Raw genomic sequence first — 20,215 nt, 5'->3', positions numbered from 1 at the left:
CCGGCAATTTACCTTCTGCTTACGTAACAGGAGTTTTATCTAAAACACTGAAGCACAAATGAAAACGGCCTGGACAGGGGGGTAATGCCGCTCAGTGTAGGAGCGAGCTTGCTCGCGATGGTCGTTAACGATAACGCATGTCTACTGACGAAACGCAGCGTTCTTGAGTCCATCGCGAGCAAGCTCGCTCCTACAACAGCATTATTGACAGCGGGGGTGTTAAGAATTGTAACGGCGTACTTACTTCAGAACGGCAAGTGCCGCTTCGTAGTTCGGCTCGTCAGCGATTTCGCCAACCAGCTCGCTGTGCAGCACGTTGTCGTTTTCGTCCAGAACCACGACGGCACGAGCGGTCAGGCCCTTGAGCGGGCCGTCAGCGATGGCCACGCCGTAGTTCTGGATGAACTCGGCGCCGCGCAGGGTCGACAGGTTCTGTACGTTTTCCAGGCCTTCGGCGCCGCAGAAGCGGGCCTGGGCGAACGGCAGGTCAGCGGAGATGCACAGTACGACAGTGTTGGCCACGTCGCTGGCCTGGGCGTTGAATTTGCGCACGGAGGTGGCGCAGGTCGGGGTGTCAACGCTTGGGAAAATGTTCAGTACTTTGCGCTTGCCGGCAAAGTCTTTCAGGGTGACGTCGGACAGATTGCCGGCAACCAGGGAAAAGGCTGGCGCCTTGGAACCGGCTTGTGGCAGTTGGCCGTTGACTTGAACCGGGTTGCCTTTGAGAGTGACTTGAGCCATGAACGGAGTCCTTCTGACGTTGGTGTGGAGAATTTTGACGAGGCCGAAGTTAACCACGAAATTGTCCGACGACCTATGGCCAAACATAAATTGTCATGTATCAGCGCACAAAACTGGATACACGCGCGTTCTCACTCACTACAAGACCCTGTGGGAGCGGGCTTGTCCGCGAATACGGCAGCACATTCAGCATCGCAGTGACTGACAGATCGCTTTCGCGGGCAAGCCCACTCCACAGGGACAGCGGTGTTACTTGAGTAACTCCAGCATATTGCGGTGCCGCGCCTCGAAAATCCGCCGCATGTAGCCATTGACCAGCAACCACTCCAGAGGAGCACCCCCCAACGCCGAGTAGGTGACCCGGTCGGTATATAGCGTACCGCCCTCGCCTGCTGCTACGCGATGTTCGTGACGAAAGGCACGCATCGGTCCCTTGAGCATCTCGTCGATGAAATGCATTTCGCCGACTTCACGGATCACCACCGTCCAGTTCATTGGAATCACGTTGAACATCCAGTGGCGAAAGCGAAATTGCCGCCCGGCTTCAATCCGCAAAAGACTCAGGTCGACATCGCCCAGCGGGGTGATGCGTTCAGGGAAAATTTTCGGGAAGTTGATGCCTTCCAGGCAAAAGTCGAGGACGTCTTCGGGTGTACGACCGGGAATGAGCGTGGTGAGCTGCAAGGTTGGCATAGGGGACACATTCCTTTGGTCAGTAAACAGATGGGCCAGAAATACCGTGTAGTGAAATGGAAGTCGAAAATAAATCTGCCAAGGTGTTACCTACGACAATTTTGTTCAGCGTGCTGTCGATTTGCACCGCCGCCATTCGACCATTGAGCGAGTCATTCAATTACAACGGAGACATCACCATGCGATTTATGATCATCATCAAAGCCAGCCAGGAATCCGAAGCCGGCGTCATGCCCAGCCAGGAACTGCTGACGGCCATGGGCAACTACAACGAAGAACTGGTCAAGGCCGGCATCATGCTCGCGGGCGAAGGCCTGCACCCGAGCAGCAAAGGCACACGTGTAAAGTTTTCAGGAGACAAACGCACGGTGATCGACGGTCCCTTCATCGAAACCAAGGAACTGATTGCCGGTTTCTGGTTGTGGAAAGTGAAGTCCAGGGAGGAAGCCATCGAATGGGTCAAGCGCTGCCCCAATCCGATGCCGGGCACCGAGGCCGAGATCGAGATTCGCCAGGTGTTTGAGGCTGAGGACTTTGGAGCCGAGTTCACGCCGGAACTGCGCGAGCAGGAAGAGCGGGTTTGGGAGCAGGCGAAGAAGAACTGACTGACTCAACCCTTTCCTCAGTTTCCTGTGGGAGCGGGCTTGCTCGCGAAAAGGCCGTCTGATCCAGCAACGATGTCGACTGGTACTCCGCTTTCGCGAGCAAGCCCGCTCCCACATTAACTAGACAGCCACTCAACTTTGTCGGGCAAGCCATTGATCCGCATTAACTTTTTAGTACACAAAAACAACGGAAACCTGCACAAAAAACCAAAGAATTAATTCGTTCTACTGGATAACCCGTGGCTAGCTGCTAACGTCAGCTGACGAGTCCTACAGGCTTGATCGGAAAGGGATTACGCGGTTACGGCCAAACAAAACGGCCGTATACCCAATCAGCCACCAGGGATCCGGGGGAATAATGTCTAAGAAATTGGGGAAGTACGCCTTTGTCTGGGTGACTTCGCTTACGCCTGTTTTTTGTGCTCACGCGGATAACGCCGAGACGGCCAACAAAAGTAACAACCCGCTGAACCTGGCGCCTGGCGTCAACCTTCAGGATTACTACACACCCAAGCTGTTCGATACCAACGCTCACACCAACGATGCCCTGTTGCGTGGCGCGCTGCCGATGGCTCCGAATGACTTTATCGGCGTCCCGCAATTACTGCGCGTCACCCTCCCCGTCAGCACCCGTCCTGATCCGCATAACGGCTACAGCACCGGCATCGGCGACCTGAACCTGTTCGACATTTTCCTGCTCAAGACCGAAGGCGTGCAGTTGGGCGTCGGCCCGCAAATTACCGCGCCGACCGCCGGGCAGGACGAATTGGGGACTGGCAAATGGCAGGCCGGACTTTCCGCCATCGCCATCGACGCTTCGCCACGCGGGCTGCTTGGCGCACTGGTTCAATACCAGAGTTCGTTCGCCGGTGATCACGACCGTCCGCACGTGGAATCAGCAACCTTCCAGCCGTTCATCATCCACAACCTGGAGAAAGGCTGGTACCTGCGTTCGACCGGCATCTGGACCTTCGACCTGAAGAACAACACCCATTACATCCCACTCGGTTTGGGTGGCGGCAAAGCCTGGAAATCCGGGTCCAATATCCTCAATGCCTTTATCGAACCGCAGTGGACCGTCGACCGCAAAGGCGACGGCTTGCCACAGTTCACGCTGTACGCCGGGCTCAACGTCACCTTCGGTAAATAAGGACTTTCATATGCACGGTGCAATTCGCGCAGCCGGTTTCAGCCTGATGACCATGTTCGTCAGCTGTGGTGCAGGTGCCAGTTCCGACTTCACTGCCAGCCCGGACGAAGCCCGGGCCATTGCCAAGGAGGCTTATCTATACGGTTTCCCGGTGGTGGAGATGTACAAGACCCTCTATACCCAAGCCGTGGACAGGAAGGGGCCGAACTTCAAGGCGCCGTTCAATCAGATTGGCAACACCGCCAAGGCATTTACCGCGAAGGACACGGCGTTCGTCACCCCGAACTCCGACACGCCCTACTCCTTCGTCTGGATGGATTTGCGCGCCGAACCACTGGTGCTGACCCTGCCACCCATCGAAGAACATCGTTATTACTCGGTGCAACTGATCGACGCCTACACCCAGAACTTTGGCTATCTGGGTACTCGCAGCACGGGCAACAACGGTGGTCACTACATGATTGCCGGCCCGACCTGGCAAGGTCAGCAACCGGTCAACATCGACCGCATGGTGCGCAGTGAAAGCAACATCGCGTACGCGCTGTACCGCACGCAGTTGTTCGATGAAAAAGACCTGGCCAAGGTCAAGCAGATCCAGAAGGGCTACAAGGTTGAAACCCTGAGCCATTACGTCAAGCAGAAGCCACCCGCCGCCGCGCCGAAAATCGACTGGCCGAAACCGACGCCGACCATGAGCGAAACCCCGGACCTGTTCCGCTACCTGAACTTTATGCTGGCGTTCACCCCGGCCCAGGACGTGGAAAAAGACCTGTTGGCGCGCTTCACAAAAATCGGTGTCGGGGCCGGCAAGCCGTTCAAGCTCAGCGAGCTGACCGCCGAACAACGCAAGGCCCTCGAAGACGGCATCAGTGACGCCAGGGCCGAGTTCGCCGAGTTCAAGAAAACCAGGGTCGACACCCACCAGATCACCAGCGGTGACCTGTTCGGTAGCCGCGACCACCTCAAGGGTAACTACCTGTATCGCTACGCAGGCGCCAACATGGGGATCTTCGGCAACTCCGCCGAAGAGGCGAACTACTTCGGCTATTTCATCGACAAGGACGGGAAACCGGTCGACGCGTCGAAAACCGATTACACCTTGCATTTCGACAAGGACGCCCTGCCCCCGGTCGATGCGTTCTGGTCCCTGACCATGTACGACGGCAAGAACAAATTGCTCGTGGCCAATCCACTCAATCGCTACTTGATCAACTCGCGGATGTTGCCCGACCTCAAGCTCGATGCCGATGGCGGCTTGACCCTTTACCTGCAGCACAAGGCACCGGCCAAAGATTTTCAAAGCAACTGGCTGCCGGCACCGAATGGTCCGTTTTACGGCGTTCTGCGCCTATATCTGCCAAAACCGGAAGTCAACAACGGCCAGTGGAAACTGCCGCTGCTGACGCCAGCGACCTCACAATAATAAGCGGAGTCATTCATGATCAGGCCTTTCGTAGTGCGCCCCTTGTTGGCGCTGTGCATGGTCAGCAGCAGTCCATGGGTACTGGCGGCCGAGGGTGGCGTCGGCCGCCCCATCACCGGGCAACAAGTGTTTTCCAACGCCGGGATCGTGCCCCCGGAGCCGGGTTGGGTCATGTCCCTGACCAGCATCTGGTACGACGGTGAACTCAAGGGCAGCGCCCAGGTACCGATCGTGGGTGCCCTGAGTACCGGACTGGACATGAAAGTGTCCTACACCATGGCCAACTTCACCCATGTCTGGGACACCGGCAAAGGTCGCTGGAATTACGCCTCGGCCATCGGTGTGCCGGTGCAGTACACCGACATTACGGCGAGCATCACCGGCCCTCGCGGCAGAACCCTGGGCACCTCGGACACCGGCACCCAGTTCGCCGACATGCTGGTGACGCCGATTGCCGCCGGTTACCACTTCGACGAGCTCAACCACATCTCGTTCTCGCTGCCGATCTACGTGCCGACCGGTGCCTACAACGACAATCGCCTGGCCAACCCCGGACAGAACAATTACACCTTCATGCCCACCGTCGCGTTCACCCATCTGGACGGCAAGGGCGGTGAATTCACGCTGTCGAGTGGCCTGGAGTTCTATACCGAGAACGACTCCACCGACTATCGCAACGGCAACATCTACACCCTCGATGCGCTGTGGACCCACGGATTCGGCAACGGCTATAGCGCCGGCCTGGTGGCGGGTTACATCCAGCAAGTCACCGATGACTCGGGATCCGGCGCCAACAGCGGCTTCCGTGGTCGCTCCGTGGGTGCCGGCCCGGTGGTGGGCTGGAGCGGCAAGTTCGCCGACGCCCAAGCCAACATCAGTGCCCGTTGGGTGCCGGAGTTCGACACCAAGAACCGGCCTGAAGGAAATGGTTTCAGCGTCAACCTGACCCTGGCGTTTTTCTAGGAGATCGCATGAGCACACTCAACGACCTCAATGCCCTGCAAGCCAGCATCGCCGAAGCGGTGCTTGGCCAGGACGAGGTGATTCGGCAAATGCTCGTCGGTCTGCTGGCCAACGGGCATTTGCTCCTCGAAAGCTTGCCCGGCCTGGCCAAGACCCGCACGGTCAAATCACTGGCCAGGCACCTGGACGCGAAGATGAGCCGCATCCAGTTCACCCCGGACTTGCTACCGTCGGATATCACCGGGGCCGAGGTGTTGCATCAGGTCGAAGGCAAGCACGAAATCCGCTTCCAGCCCGGCCCGCTGTTCGGCAACCTGATCCTGGCCGACGAAATCAACCGTGCCCCGGCCAAGGTCCAGGCGGCACTGCTCGAAGCCATGGAAGAACGCCAGATCACCGTGGCCGGCAACAGCCATGCCCTGCCAGAACTGTTCATTGTGGTGGCGACCCAGAACCCGATCGAACAGGAAGGCACGTATCCGCTGCCGGAAGCGCAGATGGACCGCTTCCTGATGAAGGTACTACTCGATTACCCGAGCGCGGAAAACGAAAGCCAGGTACTGCGGCTGTTGCGTGAAGAAGAACAGGCACTCGGCGCCAAGACAGCCGCCGTGCAGGGCTTTGCCCTCGCGCAGGAGGTCATTTTCGCCGCGCGCCGGGAAGTCAGCGCCGTGCATGTGTCCCCGGCCCTCGACCGTTACCTGATCGACCTGATCAATGCCACGCGCCACCCGACCGACTACGATGCCGACCTCGGTCGCTGGATCAGCATCGGCGCCAGCCCCCGTGGTGGTATCGGCCTGGACCGCTGTGCCCGGGCCGACGCCTGGCTGCAGGGCCAGGACTTCGTCTCGCCGGACAACGTGCGCGCCGTGGTGCACCCGGTGCTGCGCCATCGCCTGCAATTGAGTTACGACGCGGTGGCCGACGGCGTGACTGCCGATCAGGTACTCGACCGTCTGCTCGACAAAGTGGCGATTCCGGCGTGAGCACCGATGGATTGGTCTATGTCTCTCTGGCGCAGTTGATGGCGCTGGAGTTCAAGGCCCGCGACCTCAGTTTTGTCGCACGCCAGCCCCAGGGCAGCATCCTGGCTGGCAATCACGCTTCACGCTTGCGTGGCCGCGGCTTGAACTTTGATGAACTGCGCCGTTATCAGCCGGGGGACGATTTGCGTCACCTCGATTGGCGGGCATCACTGCGCACCGGCAAACCGGTGGTGCGCACGTTCACCGAAGAGCGTGACCGTCCGGCGCTGATCCTGGTAGACCAGCGCATGTCGATGTTCTTTGGCTCGCAACGCAGCTTCAAATCCGCCGTCGCCGCCGAACTCGGCGCCCTGGCGGCATGGATGGTGTTCAACGCCGGCGACCGCGTCGGTGGACTGGTATTCAACGATCAGCGCATCGACAGCATCGCCCCGCTACGCAGCCGTAAACGGATCGAAGCGCTGTGCAACCGCATCGCCCAACAGAATCACGAACTCAATGCGGCCAACCCGGATGCCGAGGGCGAAGACCAGCTCGACAAGGTCCTGCAGCAGTGCCTGGCCGTAGCGGGTCACGATCACCTGATCTGCATCGTCAGCGACTTCGCCGGGGCCGGCGAACGCACCTTGCAGCTGATGCGGCAACTGGCGGCCCACAACGATGTGATTGCCATGCAGGTCTATGACCCATTGGCACTCAACCTGCCGAAAAACGGTCGTTTGCTGATCACCCAAGGGCAATTGCAGGTGGAACTGGCGGTGGAACGACGCCAGGTGCATCAGCCACTCGGTGATTTTCTCAGTGGCCGGCTCAAGGACGTCGCTAGCTTGCTGCGCCGCAGCCGGGTGCCGTTGATGATGTTCAGCACCGCCACAGAAGCCCGGGAACAACTGCGCGCCGAACTGGGCAAGCTCGCCGGGGGGCGTCGATGAACCCTGCTATCCCGAGCATCGACCAACTCAAGGAAATGGCACTGCCGGCGCCGGTCAGTTTTGCGCCACAGACGTGGGGATGGTGGGCGTTGCTGGCGCTGCTGCTCGTTACGCTGTTGGTAACAAGCGGACGGCGATACTGGCAATGGCGGCGCGATCGCTATCGGCGCGAAGCGTTGGTGCGGCTGGAAGAATTGCAGCGACGCAGTAATGACCTCAACGCATTGCGCGAGCTTCCTGAATTGCTGAAACGCGTGGCCCTCTCGATGCCCTCGCCATCCCCTGTGGGAGCGGGCTTGCTCGCGAAGAGGGTCTCCAATTCAACATCCATGTCGACTGACCGGACGCCCTCGCGAGCAAGTCGAATCGTCGCACCGCCGCTCCCACAGGGATCTCCTGCGGCGTTGGGGAAAGAGGACTGGCAGGCGTTTTTGCAGCGGCACTGTAAACAGCCGCTGCCCGCCGACTTCAGCCAACAATTGGCGCTGCTGGCCTACGCGCCTGACGCAACATTGCAGGCCATGCCGAACGATCAGCGCCAGCAGTTATTCAGCACCTGCAAAACCTGGGTGGAGCGTCATCATGTGGCAGCTTGATTACCCCTGGCTGCTGATCCTGTTGCCGTTGCCGTGGTTCGGTTATCGCTACCTGCCCGACTACCGCGAAGCACGCAGCGCGGTACGCGTGCCGTTTTTCGGGGCCATGAGCCGCGCCGTCGGCCAGGCCCCGAGCCAGGCGGGCACCCGCAGCAATCGCTGGCAATTGCTGCTGAACCTGCTGGTCTGGGCGCTGTTGCTGGTGGCGGTGAGTCGGCCGGTGTTGGTGGAAAAACCCATCGAACGCCAGCAGCCAGTGCGTGACCTGATGCTGGCCATCGACATTTCCCAGTCGATGGAAACCACCGACTTCACCGACGCCAACGGCCAGAAAATCAATCGCCTGGCCGCGGTCAAGGAAGTGGTGCACGGGTTCATCGACAAACGTAAAGACGATCGAATCGGACTGATCGTGTTCGGCACCGGCGCTTATCCGCAGGCGCCGTTGACCCTCGACCACGCCAGCCTGTCACTGCTGCTGGATGACACCGGCATCGGCATGGCCGGCCCCAACACGGCCATCGGCGATGCCATCGGGCTGAGCCTGAAACTGCTGGATCAGGCCCACGAGCGAGAAAAAGTGCTGATTCTGCTCACTGACGGCAATGACACCAGCAGCGCCATCACCCCTGACCACGCAGCATCCATGGCCGCCGCCAAAGGCGTGGTGATTCACACCATCGGCATCGGCGACCCAAACGCCGAAGGCGAAGCCAAGGTCAACCTGCAAGGCTTGCAAGACATTGCCGAAGCCACTGGCGGACACTTCTTCCGCGCCGAAGACCGCAACGCCCTGGATCAGGTCTACAGCACCCTCGACAAGCTCACCCCGCATCAGGTGAAAACCCTCAGCCACCAGCCCAAACGCGATCTGTTCTGGTGGCCGCTGGGCGCGGCCATTGCCCTGCTGGCGATTTATCACGTAGGCGCCCTGCTGCTTCCACGCCTGATGCTGTCGCGTCAACGGCAGGAGGCCTGAGATGGACATCAACCTCAGCGACTTCCATTTCCTGCGTCCCCAGTGGCTGTTGCTCGCAGTGTTCGCTGCACTACTGCCGTTGCTATGGCGGCGCAATCGGGATCTGCAACGGCGCTTGCGCAGCAACATCGCCGCGAACCTGCTGCCGCATCTGCTCATCACCCCGCAAGACCAGCACCGCCTGCGCCCGGTGCATCTGGTGTGTGCGCTGTTGGTACTGGGCGCCATTGCCGCCGCCGGGCCGACCTGGGAGCAGGATCGGCCAGACTTTCTGGAAAACCTTGCGCCACTGATCATCGCCGTCGACCTGTCGCCGTCCATGGACGCCAACGATATTCCACCCAGTCGCCTGGAAGCGGCCAAGCACAAGCTCCACGACTTGATCCAGCGCCGCACCGGGTCGCGCAACGCCTTGATTGCCTACGCCGGCAGCGCACATCTGGTGTTGCCCGCCACCGACGATCCGGCGCTGCTCGACACCTTTATCCAGGCTCTGAACACCGACCTGATCAGCAAGCCGGGGAAAAATGTCGGCGCGGTCATCGATCAGGCCAAGCGCCTGCTCGTCGCCGAAAAAACGCCCGGCACCCTGTTGCTGATCACCGATGGCGCCGACACGTCGGCACTGGCCGGGCTGGATAAACAGCTGACTGGCAGTACGCTGCAAGTGCTGATTCTGGCGGCTGGCAGCACCGACAGCGGGATCATTCGCGATGCCAGTGGCCAGCCGCGCACCGACAGCAACGGTCGCCCGCAACTCGGCAGTTTCGATCAGGACGCCCTCAAGCAGCTTGCAGCAACGATGGATGCCCCGCTGGGCAGCCTGACCCTCAACGATGACGACCTGGACTGGGTCGAACTGCACGCCCGGCAACATTTCCAGTCGGCCAGCGACGAGCAGCGTGAGTTGCACTGGAAAGACGCCGGATACTGGCTGTGCTGGCCACTGCTGTTGATCGCCTTCTTCAGCGTACGCAAGGGCTGGAGCTTGAACTGGATGGCTGGATTTGTGCTGGCGGCAGGCTTGGGCCTGCAATCGGCGCCGGCGCAGGCCAACGCGCTGACCGACGCTTTTTTCACCCGCGACCAGCAAGGTCGCTGGGCCTTCGAGCACCAGCACTTCCCTCAGGCGGCGGCATTGTTTGTCGATCCGTACTGGAAAGGCGTTGCCGCCTACAACGCGGCCGATTTCGACCTGGCACTGGCCAGTTTCGCGCGCCTCGACACTCCGCAGGCCTATTTCTACCTGGGCAACATCTACGTGCGGCGCTTCAAGTTCGATCAGGCCATCGCCGCGTATACCCAGGCGCTAACACTGCAACCACAGTTCCCGGAGGCTACGGCCAACCTGGCGCTGGCCATTGCCTTGCAGAAGGACACCGAAAGCGCCGAGAAAAACACCCCGCAGGTCAAACCCGACGAAATCAAAATGGACAAGGCGCCGGGCAAGGGCCAGAGCAAAAAGGTGGAAACCGAGCAAGCGACATCGGATGAGCAGTGGTTGCAGAACCTGACCACCTCGCCGGCGAAATTTCTCAAGCAGAAGTTCAGCTTGCAGGATCAGGCTGGGGCCAAGCCATGACATACAGTCTGGTGGACCGTGTCGCGGCCTTCGCGAGCAAGCCCGCTCCCACACTGGATTTGTGTGCGCCACCGATCCCCTGTGGGAGCGGGCTTGCCCGCGAAGGCGTCAGATCAATCACCACAACAATTGGCACCTTACTTCTATGCCTGATCAGCCTCGGAGCTTGGGGCGAAGAACCGCAATTGAAAGTCCAGGCCACCCTGCAACCCGCCGACCCCGTCATGGTCGGCAGCCTGGTCGAGTTGCAACTCGATGTCTTCACCGACTCCTGGTTCACCAGCGCCCCCACCCTGCCCGACCTGAAGCTGCCCGGCGCGCTGGTGATGCCACCGGACGGCCACGCCGAACACCTGAACCAGACCATCGACGGCAAAGCCTTCAGTGGCATGCGCTACAGCTACCTGATCACGCCGAACCAGGCCCAGGGTTTCGATATTCCGGCGCTGACAGTACAAGCCACACCGGGTCAGGCCAGTCACGAACTCAGTGCCCAGAGCCAGCCTTTGCACTTCAACGCCGCACAGCCACCCGGTTTCCAGCCCGGTGAGGCCGTGCTGGTGGCTCGAGGGCTGCGATTCACCCAGAGGACCATTAATTCAGCCACACCACTGAAGGTCGGCGACAGCATTACCCGGGAACTGACGCTGCAGGCCGATGGCGCCCTAGCCATGTCGTTGCCCACACCGCCACTGGGCGACGTCAGCGGCCTTGGCCGTTACCCGAAAGCCCCGCAAATCAGCAATCTGGATGACGGTCGCGGCAACTTCAATGGCGGCCAGCGCATCGACAGCGTGAATTATCGAATCGACACCGAAGGCCACCACACCCTGCCGTCCATTGAGCTGAAATGGTGGGACTCGACCAGCCATCAAACACGCACCGCGCAAGTCCCGGCCATTACGTTTGAAGCGGTAGCCAATGATGCCTACAAACCGGTGTTCTCGATCACCGAAGACCTGAAACAACTCGGCCAGCAAAACCGTCTGCACCTTTCCAGGTACTGGCTCGGACTCCTGGCACTGGTACTGGCGGTGGTTGCACTGGGTTGGTTTACCCGCCCGCTCGTGCATCGCGCGTACCTGGCCTGGCAAGCCCGACGCCGCACCCGACACGCCGCCTGGCTGCAATCCGCCGAGTACGCCTGGCGGCAGATCCCGGCTCAAATCAAAGGGCAACCGGCGCAATTGAGCGCCCTGTACCTGTGGACCCGGCGCAGCCGCCGGAGCCTGAAACTGACCAGCCTCGGCCCGCGCTTGCAAACGTTCCTGCGGGTCTGTTATGGCCGTGAGCCGGCCAAAGACCAGGCGCTGCGTCAATTCCGGGAATCCTTGTCTACGCTGCATAGTCAGGCCGCGCGCAACAGTGAATCAGTCGCGTCTGCACTGCATCCACTCAACCCCGTTCACGAAAAGGATTTCCCATGACGAATTCGGTATCGCAGCGCCATCACCACGGCTTTGGATTTTTACTGACCCTGGCCCTGAGCCTGCCACTGCTGGTTCAGGCGGCCGAGCCACTACCGTCGTGGAATGACGGCCCGTCAAAAAAGAACATCATCGAGTTCGTCCAGGCCGTGACCGATCAAGGCAGCAAGGACTTCGTAAGCCCCGAGGACCGCATTGCCGTGTTCGACAACGACGGCACCTTGTGGAGCGAGCAGCCGATGTACTTCGAGCTGCTGTTCGCCCTCGATGAAGTCAAGCGCACCGCGTCGCAGCACCCCGATTGGAAAACCACGCAGCCGTTCAAGGCCGTGCTGGAGAACGATCACAAGGCACTGGCCGCCGCTGGCATGGATGGCATCCTGAAGATTTTTGCTGCCACCCATACCGGCATGACCACCGCAGCCTTCGACGACTACGCCAAGACCTGGCTGAGCCAGGCCCGGCATCCGAAAACCGGCAAGCCGTTCACCGAAATGATCTTCCAGCCGATGCTGGAAATGCTCGACTACCTGCGCAGCCAGGACTTCAAGACCTACATTGTTTCCGGCGGCGATACCGGGTTCATGCGCGCCTTCGCCGAAAAGGTCTATGGCATTCCACCAGAACAAGTCATCGGCACCACCTTCGTCACAGCGTTTCAGTACAAGGACGGCAAGGCGTCGATCCTGCGTACGCCGAAACTGGCGCACAACGACGACGGCCCGGGCAAACCGGAAAGCATCGACGCGGTGATTGGACGTCGGCCGATCCTCGCCTTCGGCAATTCCGATGGCGATCTGCAAATGCTGCAGTGGACCGCTGCCGGTCCCGGTAAACGTTTCATGGGGTTGGTGCATCACACCGACGCCAAACGTGAATGGGCTTACGACCGGCAGTCGCAGATCGGTCGCCTGGACAAGGCCCTGGACGAAGCACATTCCCGAGGCTGGACAGTCGTTGATATGGCGTCCGAATGGCGTCGGATCTATCCATTCGATGCCGCTCCACCTGAGCAAGTGCAATAAAAAAACGTAATGCAGGACCGCAAAAAACGTTTGTCGCAGCACGCGACACCAGTGAGCATAAGGAGCCAGTCAAATGACTCGCATACGTAAGTGGATACCGAAACTCGCTTTTGTAGCAGCGTCGGTCATGGCGATCTCGGCAACTGCCGGGGCCGCTGAAAAGCCCAACATTCTCGTGATCTTCGGCGACGATATCGGCCAGACCAACATCAGCGCCTACTCCATGGGCGTGGTCGGTTACAAGACGCCGAACATCGACCGCATCGCCAAGGAAGGCATGATGTTCACCGACTACTACGCGGAGAACAGTTGCACTGCCGGACGGTCGTCCTTCATCACTGGGCAGACGCCGCTGCGTACCGGTTTGTCGAAGGTGGGCATTCCGGGTGCACCGGTCGGCCTGCAAAAGCGTGACATCACCATCGCCCAGGCACTCAAGTCCCAGGGTTACGCCACCGGCCAATTCGGCAAAAACCACTTGGGCGACAAGGATGAATACCTGCCGACCAACCATGGTTTCGACGAGTTTTTCGGTAACTTGTACCACCTCAACGCCGAAGAAGAACCCGAACGCCCTTATTGGCCCAAGGACGATGCCGAGTTCGTCAAGGCCAACACCCCCCGTGGCGTGATCCACAGCTTTGCGGACGGCAAGATCGAAGACACCGGCGCGTTGACCACCAAGCGCATGGAGACCATCGACGATGAAACCACTGCTGCCGCCCAGGCGTTCATCGAGAAACAAGCCAAGGCCGACAAGCCGTTCTTCGTCTGGATGAACACCACGCGCATGCACGTGTTCACTCACGTGCGCGATTCAATGAAGGGCCAGAGCGGCATGCCCGGCAACGAATATGCCGATGGCATGCTCGAGCATGACGGCGACGTCGGCAAACTGCTCAAGACACTCGATGACCTGAAAATCACCGACAACACCATCGTCGTCTACACCACCGACAACGGCCCGAACCAGTTCTCCTGGCCGGATGCGGCGACCACGCCGTTCCGTAATGAGAAGAACTCCAACTGGGAAGGCGCCTATCGCGTTCCGGCAATCGTCCGGTGGCCGGGCAAGATCAAGGCCGGTGAAGTGTCCAACGAGATGTTCTCGGGCATGGACTGGTTCCCGACGCTGCTCGCAGCGGCTGGTGAAACCGATGTGAAAGAAAAACTGCTCAAGGGCTGGGCACCGACTTCCGGCGGCACCAATTTCAAGGTGCACCTGGACGGTTTCAACCAACTGCCCTACCTGACCGGGCAACAACCGAAAGGCGAGCGCAAGGAGTTCTACTACTTCAACGATGATGGCGTACTGGTGTCGATGCGCTTCAACAACTGGAAAGTAGTGTTCTGCGAACAGCGCGAACCAGGCGGCTTTAGAGTCTGGAGCGAACCGTTCGTGTGCCTGCGCGTGCCGAAAATCCTCAACCTGAGAATGGACCCGTACGAACGGGCCGACGTGGTTTCCGATCAGTATTACGATTGGCAAACCAAAAACGTCTACCTGGCCGCACAAGCGGTACAGAAGGCTGCCGGGTTCCTGCAGACGTTCATCGAGTATCCACCGAGCCAGAAACCGGCCAGCTTCAGCATCGATCAGATCCGTGCTGCGGTAGATGCAAAAATCGCTGAAAAAATGAAAGCTGCACAGTAAGACCGCCAGACCGCCGCTCGTCTTCATCGGCGAGCGGACTTATTTTCGACTTGGGACCGCGTCGGCCCCAATCGCGGGCAAGCCCGCTCCCACAGGGATTTTGTCGTACCGAAGATCCAGTGTGGGAGCGGGCTTGCCCGCGAAGAGGCCCGCACAGTCGCAGTTTTCTTGAATTGGAAAGGCAATCCGCAATGACCTCACGTGTCGCCAGCAAGTCGTCGGCCATACCAGCGCCCCATGTCGCCGCCCCGGCGCTCTTGATTCCCGCCCTGTTGCTGTTTGTCTCGGGCGCCGCGGCGCTGGTGTATCAGGTGCTGTGGATCAAGCAATTGTCGCTGGTGGTGGGCGTCGAGGTGTATGCCATCACCACCGGGATCAGCGCATTTTTTGCCGGGTTGGCACTGGGCGGATTGCTGTTCGGCCGCTGGGCGGACCGGATGCAGCAACCGGTCGTGCTGTACGCCGGGCTGGAAGTGCTGGTGGCGGTGCTGGGCGTTGGCGCGACCTTTGCCATGAGCCTGGCCGCCAGCCCGTTTGCCTGGCTGGAAGAACAGGTCGGATTGCTGGCCTGGGTACTGCCGTTCGCGCTGGTGGGTATTCCCGCGCTGCTGATGGGGGGTACTCTGCCGGTGCTGGTTCGCTCCCTGGCCACTGACCCTCGACACTTGGGCAAGGCCGGCGGGCAGCTTTATGCGGCGAACACCGCCGGGGCCATCGCCGGCACCCTGCTCGCTGCGTTTGTACTGATTGCCACCCTCGGCGTGCGCGGCAGTGCGCTGGCCGCCGCCATGCTGAACCTGCTGGCCGCTGCCGGTGCCTTGTGGTTCCAGCGCCGCCGCGTGGCACCCGTCGATGCCCCGGTGAAACATCACACGGACAAAAAACCCGATCGCCTGGCCTTGTGGCTGTACGCCATTGCCGGCGGCGTGGCCCTGGGCTACGAGGTGGTGTGGTCGCAATCGATCGTGCAGTTCATGAGCACCCGCACCTACGCTTTTGCCGTGGTGCTGGCGACTTACCTCACCGGGTTGTTTCTGGGCAGCATGCTGCTGGCCCGTCGGGTCGATCGCCTGCGCGATCCCTGGGGTGTGTTCGGCTTGTTGATCGCCGGGGCCGGGATAGTCGCATTGCTGGAAATCGCCTTGCTGGGGCGCTGGCTGGTGCTCGCCCAGACCCTGGCCGAATCCTGGGTATTGTCATTGGGCGGCAGTGAACTGGCGGGCATGAGTACGCGGTTTGCGGTGGCCGCCCTGAGCATCGTGTTTGTACCGACCCTGCTGCTGGGCGCGGCCTTTCCGTTGGCCCTGCGCTTGAGCGTCGGCGGCGAACAGGTGGGACGCCAGGTCGGTGAAGTCGTCGCGTTCAATACCCTTGGCGGGATCATCGGTGTGATGCTCTGCGGCTTTGTCCTGATCCCGATGCTGGGACTGGTCCGGACCCTGGGTCTGTTGGCGATTATCGCCGCCGGTATTGCTTACCTCGCTGTGCGCAAGGGCCATGGGGTCAAGAAAGGCCGGCGCCAGGCGGTCGTTGCCATTGGCCTGGTGTCGCTGGCGCTCGCGGTGTCTACGCCGGTCAACAAACTCGCCAGCCTGCTGCCGGGTGCGCGCAATGGCACCTTGACGTTCTATGAAGAAGGACGTGGCGGGACCGTCGCCGTGGTTTCCCAGGGCAAAGGCGAAAGAGCCTTCCAGCGTTTGTACATTCAGGGCGTGTCCAACACCGGCGACGCCATGCCCTCCCTGCGTTACATGAGGATTCAGGCGTTGCTGCCCTTGCTGATCCACAACGGTGAACCGCGTTCGGCGCTGGTGATCGGATTCGGCACCGGCATTACCGCCGGCGCCCTGACCCGCTTCCCCGGCCTGGAACATCGCGTGGTCGCCGAACTGCTGCCCTCGGTGGTCAGGGCGGCGCCGTTGTTCAAGGGCAATTTCAATGCAGCGGCCAATCCGGGGGTCGATGTCCGTCTGCGCGATGGGCGCCAGGAACTGTTGCGCAATCCGCAGCGCTACGACCTGATCACCCTCGAACCGCCACCGCCCTCGGCTGCCGGCGTGGTCAACCTGTATTCCCGGGACTTCTATCAACTGGCCGCCAGCCGTTTGCAGAAACAAGGCCTGGTCGCCCAATGGTTGCCGTTGCCGACACAGAACATCGACGACTCGCGCTCACTGGTGCGCAGCTTCCTCGACGTGTTCCCTTACGCGACCCTGTGGACCAGCGAGTTCCACGAGATGCTGCTGGTGGGTTCGTTGGAGCCGATTGAACTGGATGCGGCGAAGATCAATGCGCGCTTCCAGCAGGACAGCGTTCGCAGCACCTTGCAGGATGTCGGCATCGGTTCGGCCGCGGCGTTGCTTGCCACCTGGGTGACTGACCGCGCCGGGCTTGAACGCTTCGCCGGCGATGCGCAACCGGTGACTGACGATCAACCGAAGATCGAATACGCGCCGTGGGTACGCTCCAGGGAAATCAGTCGCGTGTTGCCGGCCCTGCTCGACTTGCACCAGCCGCCAGCACTGCTGAACGCCGACGCCGGGTTCATCGAACGCATGAACAGCCAGCAGCAACGCCTGATGCAGTTCTATCGGGCGAGCCTGCATGCCTATGATGGTGACCGTGAGGGCTGGGCCAGGGATATGCGCGAGGTGATGCGCGGGGATTCCGGGAATCCGTATTACCGGTGGTTTGTCGGGGAGTGATGCGGTGTCTTGGCGGCCGCCTTCGCGAGCAAGCCCGCTCCCACAGGTGATCTCATTTCAACCAGAAAATCAGACCAGGACCTTGTCCGGGAGGGGTGCGGTTTTTTGGCGGCCGCTTTCACGAGCAAGCCCGCTCCCACAGGTTTTGTGGGAGCGGGCTTGCTCGCGAAGTGGCCATCAGCCTCAAAACAATGCCATTTGACACTGGCCGACCATCCGGCAAAGCTGCATCAAGCTTCAACGCGCGCCTGACGGCAAACGCACCTGGACCATGGAAGTCGTAATGCCGAAACATAAAAATAAAGCTGCAACCCCAAACCCTGATTCGCAACCGCCCCTGATCAAGCGTTATCTGTTCCCTGTCACCATCGGCATCTTGCTCCTGGCCGTGGCGGGCATCGGCTGGTTTTTGCTGAGCAGCACCCCGACGCCACTCAAGCCGGCTCCCGTCAGCTCGCCCGCCGTGCAACCGGCCACACCGCGACCGGTCGCCATCGCGCCAGCGAAAATGGTCGATGAACAACAATGCCAGGGCTGCCACGGCGAACAGGTCAAGGACTGGCAAGGCTCCCATCACCAATTGGCGATGCAGCAAGCCAACGCCGATACCCTGCTCGGCGACTTCAATAACGTCACCTTCAAGGCCGAAAAAGAGGCCACGGTGTTCTCGCGCAAAGGCGACGAATTCTGGGTCAACACGCCGGGTATCGATGGCAAGAATGCCGATTTCAAAGTCGCTTACACCTTTGGCGTTGCACCGTTGCAGCAATACTTGATCGAGGTCGGCGATGGTCGGCTACAGGCCCTCGGCGTGGCCTGGGATACCGAGAAGCAACGCTGGTTTCATCTCTATCCGGGCCAAGGGGTGACCTTCAAGAACCCGCTGCACTGGAGCAAACCCAGCCAGAACGCCAACTTCATGTGCGTCGAATGCCATACCACCGGCTACAAGCGCAATTTCGATGCGACAAAAAACACCTTCGACAGCCACTGGAACAGCCTCGGTGTCGGCTGCCAGGCCTGCCATGGCCCGGCGTCCAGTCACCTGGAATGGACCGCGAAGAAAACCGACCTGATCCATGCCGGATTTGCCGTCGACCTCAAGGACAAGAATGCGCTTGTCGAAATCGAAACCTGCGCCCGCTGCCACTCGCGCCGCGCACCGCTGGACGACGGTTACACGGTTGGCAAGCGCCTGATGGACGAATATCTGCCGAGTGTCCTGACCCGCGAGCTGTATGCGCTGGACGGCAAGATCAAGGACGAAGTGTTCGAACACGGCTCCTTTGCCCAGAGCAAAATGTTCGACAAGGGCGTGCGTTGCAGCAACTGCCACAACCCTCACAGCACGCAGCTAAGGGCGCCGGGCAACGGTCTGTGTCTGCAATGCCACAACACCGCCGGCAAAACCACCGTGGAAGGCGTCGACGGTAAGGGCCTGCAAGCGAAAAACTACGATTCCATCGAACACACTCGCCACACCATGGGCCAACCGGGTTCGCAGTGCGTGGATTGCCACATGCCCGGCAAGTTCTACATGGGTAACGACTTCCGGCATGACCACAGCTTCAGCATTCCCAATCCCGAGCGAGCGAAGAAACTCGGCACGCCGGACGCTTGCCTGACCTGCCACCTGGGCAAGGATGGCGACAAAATCACCGAACAATTCAAACTGTGGAATACCGCCAGTAGCCCGCAAGCCCCGCGCTACGACGAAAGCCTGTGGCTGATACGCAACGGCCAGCCCGGCGCGGCGCAAGCCTTGTACGAGCAGTTGCAACGCAGCAACCTGCCAGCGATTCAACGGGCGACCCTGCTGGCAGAACTGCCGATATACCCCAGCGAACAGGCGTTGAAACTGGCGACCAAAGACCTGGGCAATCCGGCCCCGCAAGTACGTGAAAGCGCCATCCGGGCGATCAGTGCTTTCCTGCCGCCAGCAGAGCGTGCACAACTATTGACGCCGTTGCTCAGTGACCCGGTGAAAGCCGTGCGCATTGCCGCAGCCCGGGACTTGCTCAGCGTGGCGCGCAACGGTCTGGGCAGTGCCCAGGACAGCTGGAATGCCGCCATTGCCGAGTACGAAACGGTGCAGAAAAGCCTGGCCGAACGCGCCGAAGCCAACCTCAACCTGGCGATGCTGTATCAGGCCAGTGGTCGTGTTGATGATGTCGAAGGCCTGCTGCGAACTGCGCTCCAACGCGATCCGGACTTCTACCCGGCGCTGGTAACGCTGGTGCAATGGCTGGAAGCCAACGGCCGCACTCAGGAAGCCCAGGCGCTAATGGTGCAAAGCCTCAAGGAACACCCGGACGCCGCCCTGCTGCAACACACCCAGGGCCTGTCGCTGGTACGCGCGGGCAAAGTCGAGCAGGCCATGCCGTTCCTGCGCAAAGCCGCGCAACTGGAGCCACAGAGCCCGCAGTACGGCTATGTGCTGGCAGTGGCCCTGCATGACAGTGGCAAGGTGGATGCCGCGTGCAAGGAGCTGGAAAGGTTGTTGAACGTTCAGCCGGCCAACCGCAATGCGCGGCTGTCGCTGATTCAGTACTACCTCGACAACGGACAGGAACCGAAGGCGCAGGTGCTGCTGCAAGGCTGGAAGAAAATCAACATGGGGGATCCGGCATTGAAATAACTCCCGTCCGTAGCAGCTGCCGAGCAGCGCGAGGCTGCGTTCGGCGGCGAAGCCGTCGTAAACCCTGCGAACGCGGTATTCCTGAATACCGCGTCGTTTGATTTCACGACGGC

Annotated in this window: 16 protein-coding genes; 14 read left to right on the top strand and 2 right to left on the bottom strand. The window is 60.5% G+C overall.

Annotated elements, in window-relative coordinates; translation table 11 throughout:
• Positions 1-240: 240 nt before the first annotated feature.
• Positions 241-741, bottom strand: coding sequence for a thiol peroxidase (gene tpx / locus AC07XF_RS19270; protein WP_007974363.1), 501 nt, complete (start codon positions 739-741; stop codon positions 241-243).
• Between the two features lie 249 nt (positions 742-990).
• On the bottom strand, positions 991-1,434 hold the full coding sequence (locus AC07XF_RS19265) for an SRPBCC family protein (protein ID WP_495027699.1): 444 nt from the start codon (positions 1,432-1,434) through the stop codon (positions 991-993).
• Positions 1,435-1,613: 179 nt separating this feature from the next.
• Here AC07XF_RS19265 and AC07XF_RS19260 point away from each other — a divergent pair, with 179 nt between their 5' ends.
• The 14 genes from AC07XF_RS19260 (at position 1,614) to AC07XF_RS19195 (ending at position 20,102) form a co-directional block, all read left to right on the top strand.
• On the top strand, positions 1,614-2,039 hold the full coding sequence (locus AC07XF_RS19260; protein WP_495027698.1) for a YciI family protein: 426 nt from the start codon (positions 1,614-1,616) through the stop codon (positions 2,037-2,039).
• A 358-nt stretch (positions 2,040-2,397) separates the two neighbouring features.
• Positions 2,398-3,189 carry a hypothetical protein gene (locus tag AC07XF_RS19255; protein ID WP_495027697.1) on the top strand — a complete coding sequence of 264 codons (792 nt, stop codon included), beginning with the start codon at positions 2,398-2,400 and terminating at the stop codon, positions 3,187-3,189.
• Positions 3,190-3,199: 10 nt separating this feature from the next.
• Entirely contained in the window at positions 3,200-4,612 is a 1,413-nt protein-coding gene (locus AC07XF_RS19250; protein WP_495027696.1) for a DUF1254 domain-containing protein, read from the top strand.
• Between the two features lie 15 nt (positions 4,613-4,627).
• Positions 4,628-5,575 carry a SphA family protein gene (locus tag AC07XF_RS19245; RefSeq protein WP_495027695.1) on the top strand — a complete coding sequence of 316 codons (948 nt, stop codon included), beginning with the start codon at positions 4,628-4,630 and terminating at the stop codon, positions 5,573-5,575.
• A gap of 8 nt (positions 5,576-5,583) precedes the next feature.
• Positions 5,584-6,564 carry an AAA family ATPase gene (locus AC07XF_RS19240; protein ID WP_495027694.1) on the top strand — a complete coding sequence of 327 codons (981 nt, stop codon included), beginning with the start codon at positions 5,584-5,586 and terminating at the stop codon, positions 6,562-6,564.
• Positions 6,561-7,496 carry a DUF58 domain-containing protein gene (locus AC07XF_RS19235; protein ID WP_495027693.1) on the top strand — a complete coding sequence of 312 codons (936 nt, stop codon included), beginning with the start codon at positions 6,561-6,563 and terminating at the stop codon, positions 7,494-7,496. The genes AC07XF_RS19240 and AC07XF_RS19235 overlap by 4 nt, the downstream gene beginning before the upstream one ends.
• Positions 7,493-8,092 (top strand): DUF4381 domain-containing protein, encoded by a 600-nt coding sequence (locus AC07XF_RS19230; protein ID WP_495027692.1) that lies wholly within the window; start codon positions 7,493-7,495, stop codon positions 8,090-8,092. Before AC07XF_RS19235 ends, AC07XF_RS19230 begins: the two co-directional genes overlap by 4 nt.
• On the top strand, positions 8,079-9,071 hold the full coding sequence (locus AC07XF_RS19225; protein WP_495027691.1) for a vWA domain-containing protein: 993 nt from the start codon (positions 8,079-8,081) through the stop codon (positions 9,069-9,071). Before AC07XF_RS19230 ends, AC07XF_RS19225 begins: the two co-directional genes overlap by 14 nt.
• 1 nt (position 9,072) lies before the next feature.
• On the top strand, positions 9,073-10,653 hold the full coding sequence (locus AC07XF_RS19220) for a vWA domain-containing protein (RefSeq protein ID WP_495027690.1): 1,581 nt from the start codon (positions 9,073-9,075) through the stop codon (positions 10,651-10,653).
• A complete protein-coding gene (locus AC07XF_RS19215; protein WP_495027689.1) occupies positions 10,650-12,080 on the top strand; it encodes a BatD family protein in 1,431 nt (476 codons plus the stop codon). The genes AC07XF_RS19220 and AC07XF_RS19215 overlap by 4 nt, the downstream gene beginning before the upstream one ends.
• Entirely contained in the window at positions 12,077-13,105 is a 1,029-nt protein-coding gene (locus AC07XF_RS19210; RefSeq protein WP_495027688.1) for an HAD family hydrolase, read from the top strand. Before AC07XF_RS19215 ends, AC07XF_RS19210 begins: the two co-directional genes overlap by 4 nt.
• A 73-nt stretch (positions 13,106-13,178) precedes the next feature.
• On the top strand, positions 13,179-14,759 hold the full coding sequence (locus AC07XF_RS19205) for an arylsulfatase (protein WP_495027687.1): 1,581 nt from the start codon (positions 13,179-13,181) through the stop codon (positions 14,757-14,759).
• A 191-nt stretch (positions 14,760-14,950) separates the two neighbouring features.
• Positions 14,951-17,464 (top strand): spermidine synthase, encoded by a 2,514-nt coding sequence (locus AC07XF_RS19200; RefSeq protein WP_495027686.1) that lies wholly within the window; start codon positions 14,951-14,953, stop codon positions 17,462-17,464.
• A 283-nt stretch (positions 17,465-17,747) separates the two neighbouring features.
• Entirely contained in the window at positions 17,748-20,102 is a 2,355-nt protein-coding gene (locus AC07XF_RS19195) for a tetratricopeptide repeat protein (protein WP_495027685.1), read from the top strand.
• Positions 20,103-20,215: the final 113 nt, after the last annotated feature.

It is taken from the genome of Pseudomonas sp. GW821-FHT01C01 (genome assembly GCF_059422645.1).
The sequence above is the reverse complement of the archived record's forward strand: the minus strand, read 5'-3'. Positions and strand labels throughout refer to the sequence as shown.

Excerpts from the sequence above, each read along its gene's own strand:
- tpx (WP_007974363.1), bottom strand. The coding sequence starts at position 741 with ATGGCTCAAGTCACTCTCAAAGGCAACCCGGTTCAAGTCAACGGCCAA.
- AC07XF_RS19265 (WP_495027699.1), bottom strand. The coding sequence starts at position 1,434 with ATGCCAACCTTGCAGCTCACCACGCTCATTCCCGGTCGTACACCCGAA.
- AC07XF_RS19260 (WP_495027698.1), top strand. The coding sequence starts at position 1,614 with ATGCGATTTATGATCATCATCAAAGCCAGCCAGGAATCCGAAGCCGGC.
- AC07XF_RS19255 (WP_495027697.1), top strand. The coding sequence starts at position 2,398 with ATGTCTAAGAAATTGGGGAAGTACGCCTTTGTCTGGGTGACTTCGCTT.
- AC07XF_RS19250 (WP_495027696.1), top strand. The coding sequence starts at position 3,200 with ATGCACGGTGCAATTCGCGCAGCCGGTTTCAGCCTGATGACCATGTTC.
- AC07XF_RS19245 (WP_495027695.1), top strand. The coding sequence starts at position 4,628 with ATGATCAGGCCTTTCGTAGTGCGCCCCTTGTTGGCGCTGTGCATGGTC.
- AC07XF_RS19240 (WP_495027694.1), top strand. The coding sequence starts at position 5,584 with ATGAGCACACTCAACGACCTCAATGCCCTGCAAGCCAGCATCGCCGAA.
- AC07XF_RS19230 (WP_495027692.1), top strand. The coding sequence starts at position 7,493 with ATGAACCCTGCTATCCCGAGCATCGACCAACTCAAGGAAATGGCACTG.
- AC07XF_RS19225 (WP_495027691.1), top strand. The coding sequence starts at position 8,079 with ATGTGGCAGCTTGATTACCCCTGGCTGCTGATCCTGTTGCCGTTGCCG.
- AC07XF_RS19220 (WP_495027690.1), top strand. The coding sequence starts at position 9,073 with ATGGACATCAACCTCAGCGACTTCCATTTCCTGCGTCCCCAGTGGCTG.
- AC07XF_RS19215 (WP_495027689.1), top strand. The coding sequence starts at position 10,650 with ATGACATACAGTCTGGTGGACCGTGTCGCGGCCTTCGCGAGCAAGCCC.
- AC07XF_RS19210 (WP_495027688.1), top strand. The coding sequence starts at position 12,077 with ATGACGAATTCGGTATCGCAGCGCCATCACCACGGCTTTGGATTTTTA.
- AC07XF_RS19205 (WP_495027687.1), top strand. The coding sequence starts at position 13,179 with ATGACTCGCATACGTAAGTGGATACCGAAACTCGCTTTTGTAGCAGCG.
- AC07XF_RS19200 (WP_495027686.1), top strand. The coding sequence starts at position 14,951 with ATGACCTCACGTGTCGCCAGCAAGTCGTCGGCCATACCAGCGCCCCAT.
- AC07XF_RS19195 (WP_495027685.1), top strand. The coding sequence starts at position 17,748 with ATGCCGAAACATAAAAATAAAGCTGCAACCCCAAACCCTGATTCGCAA.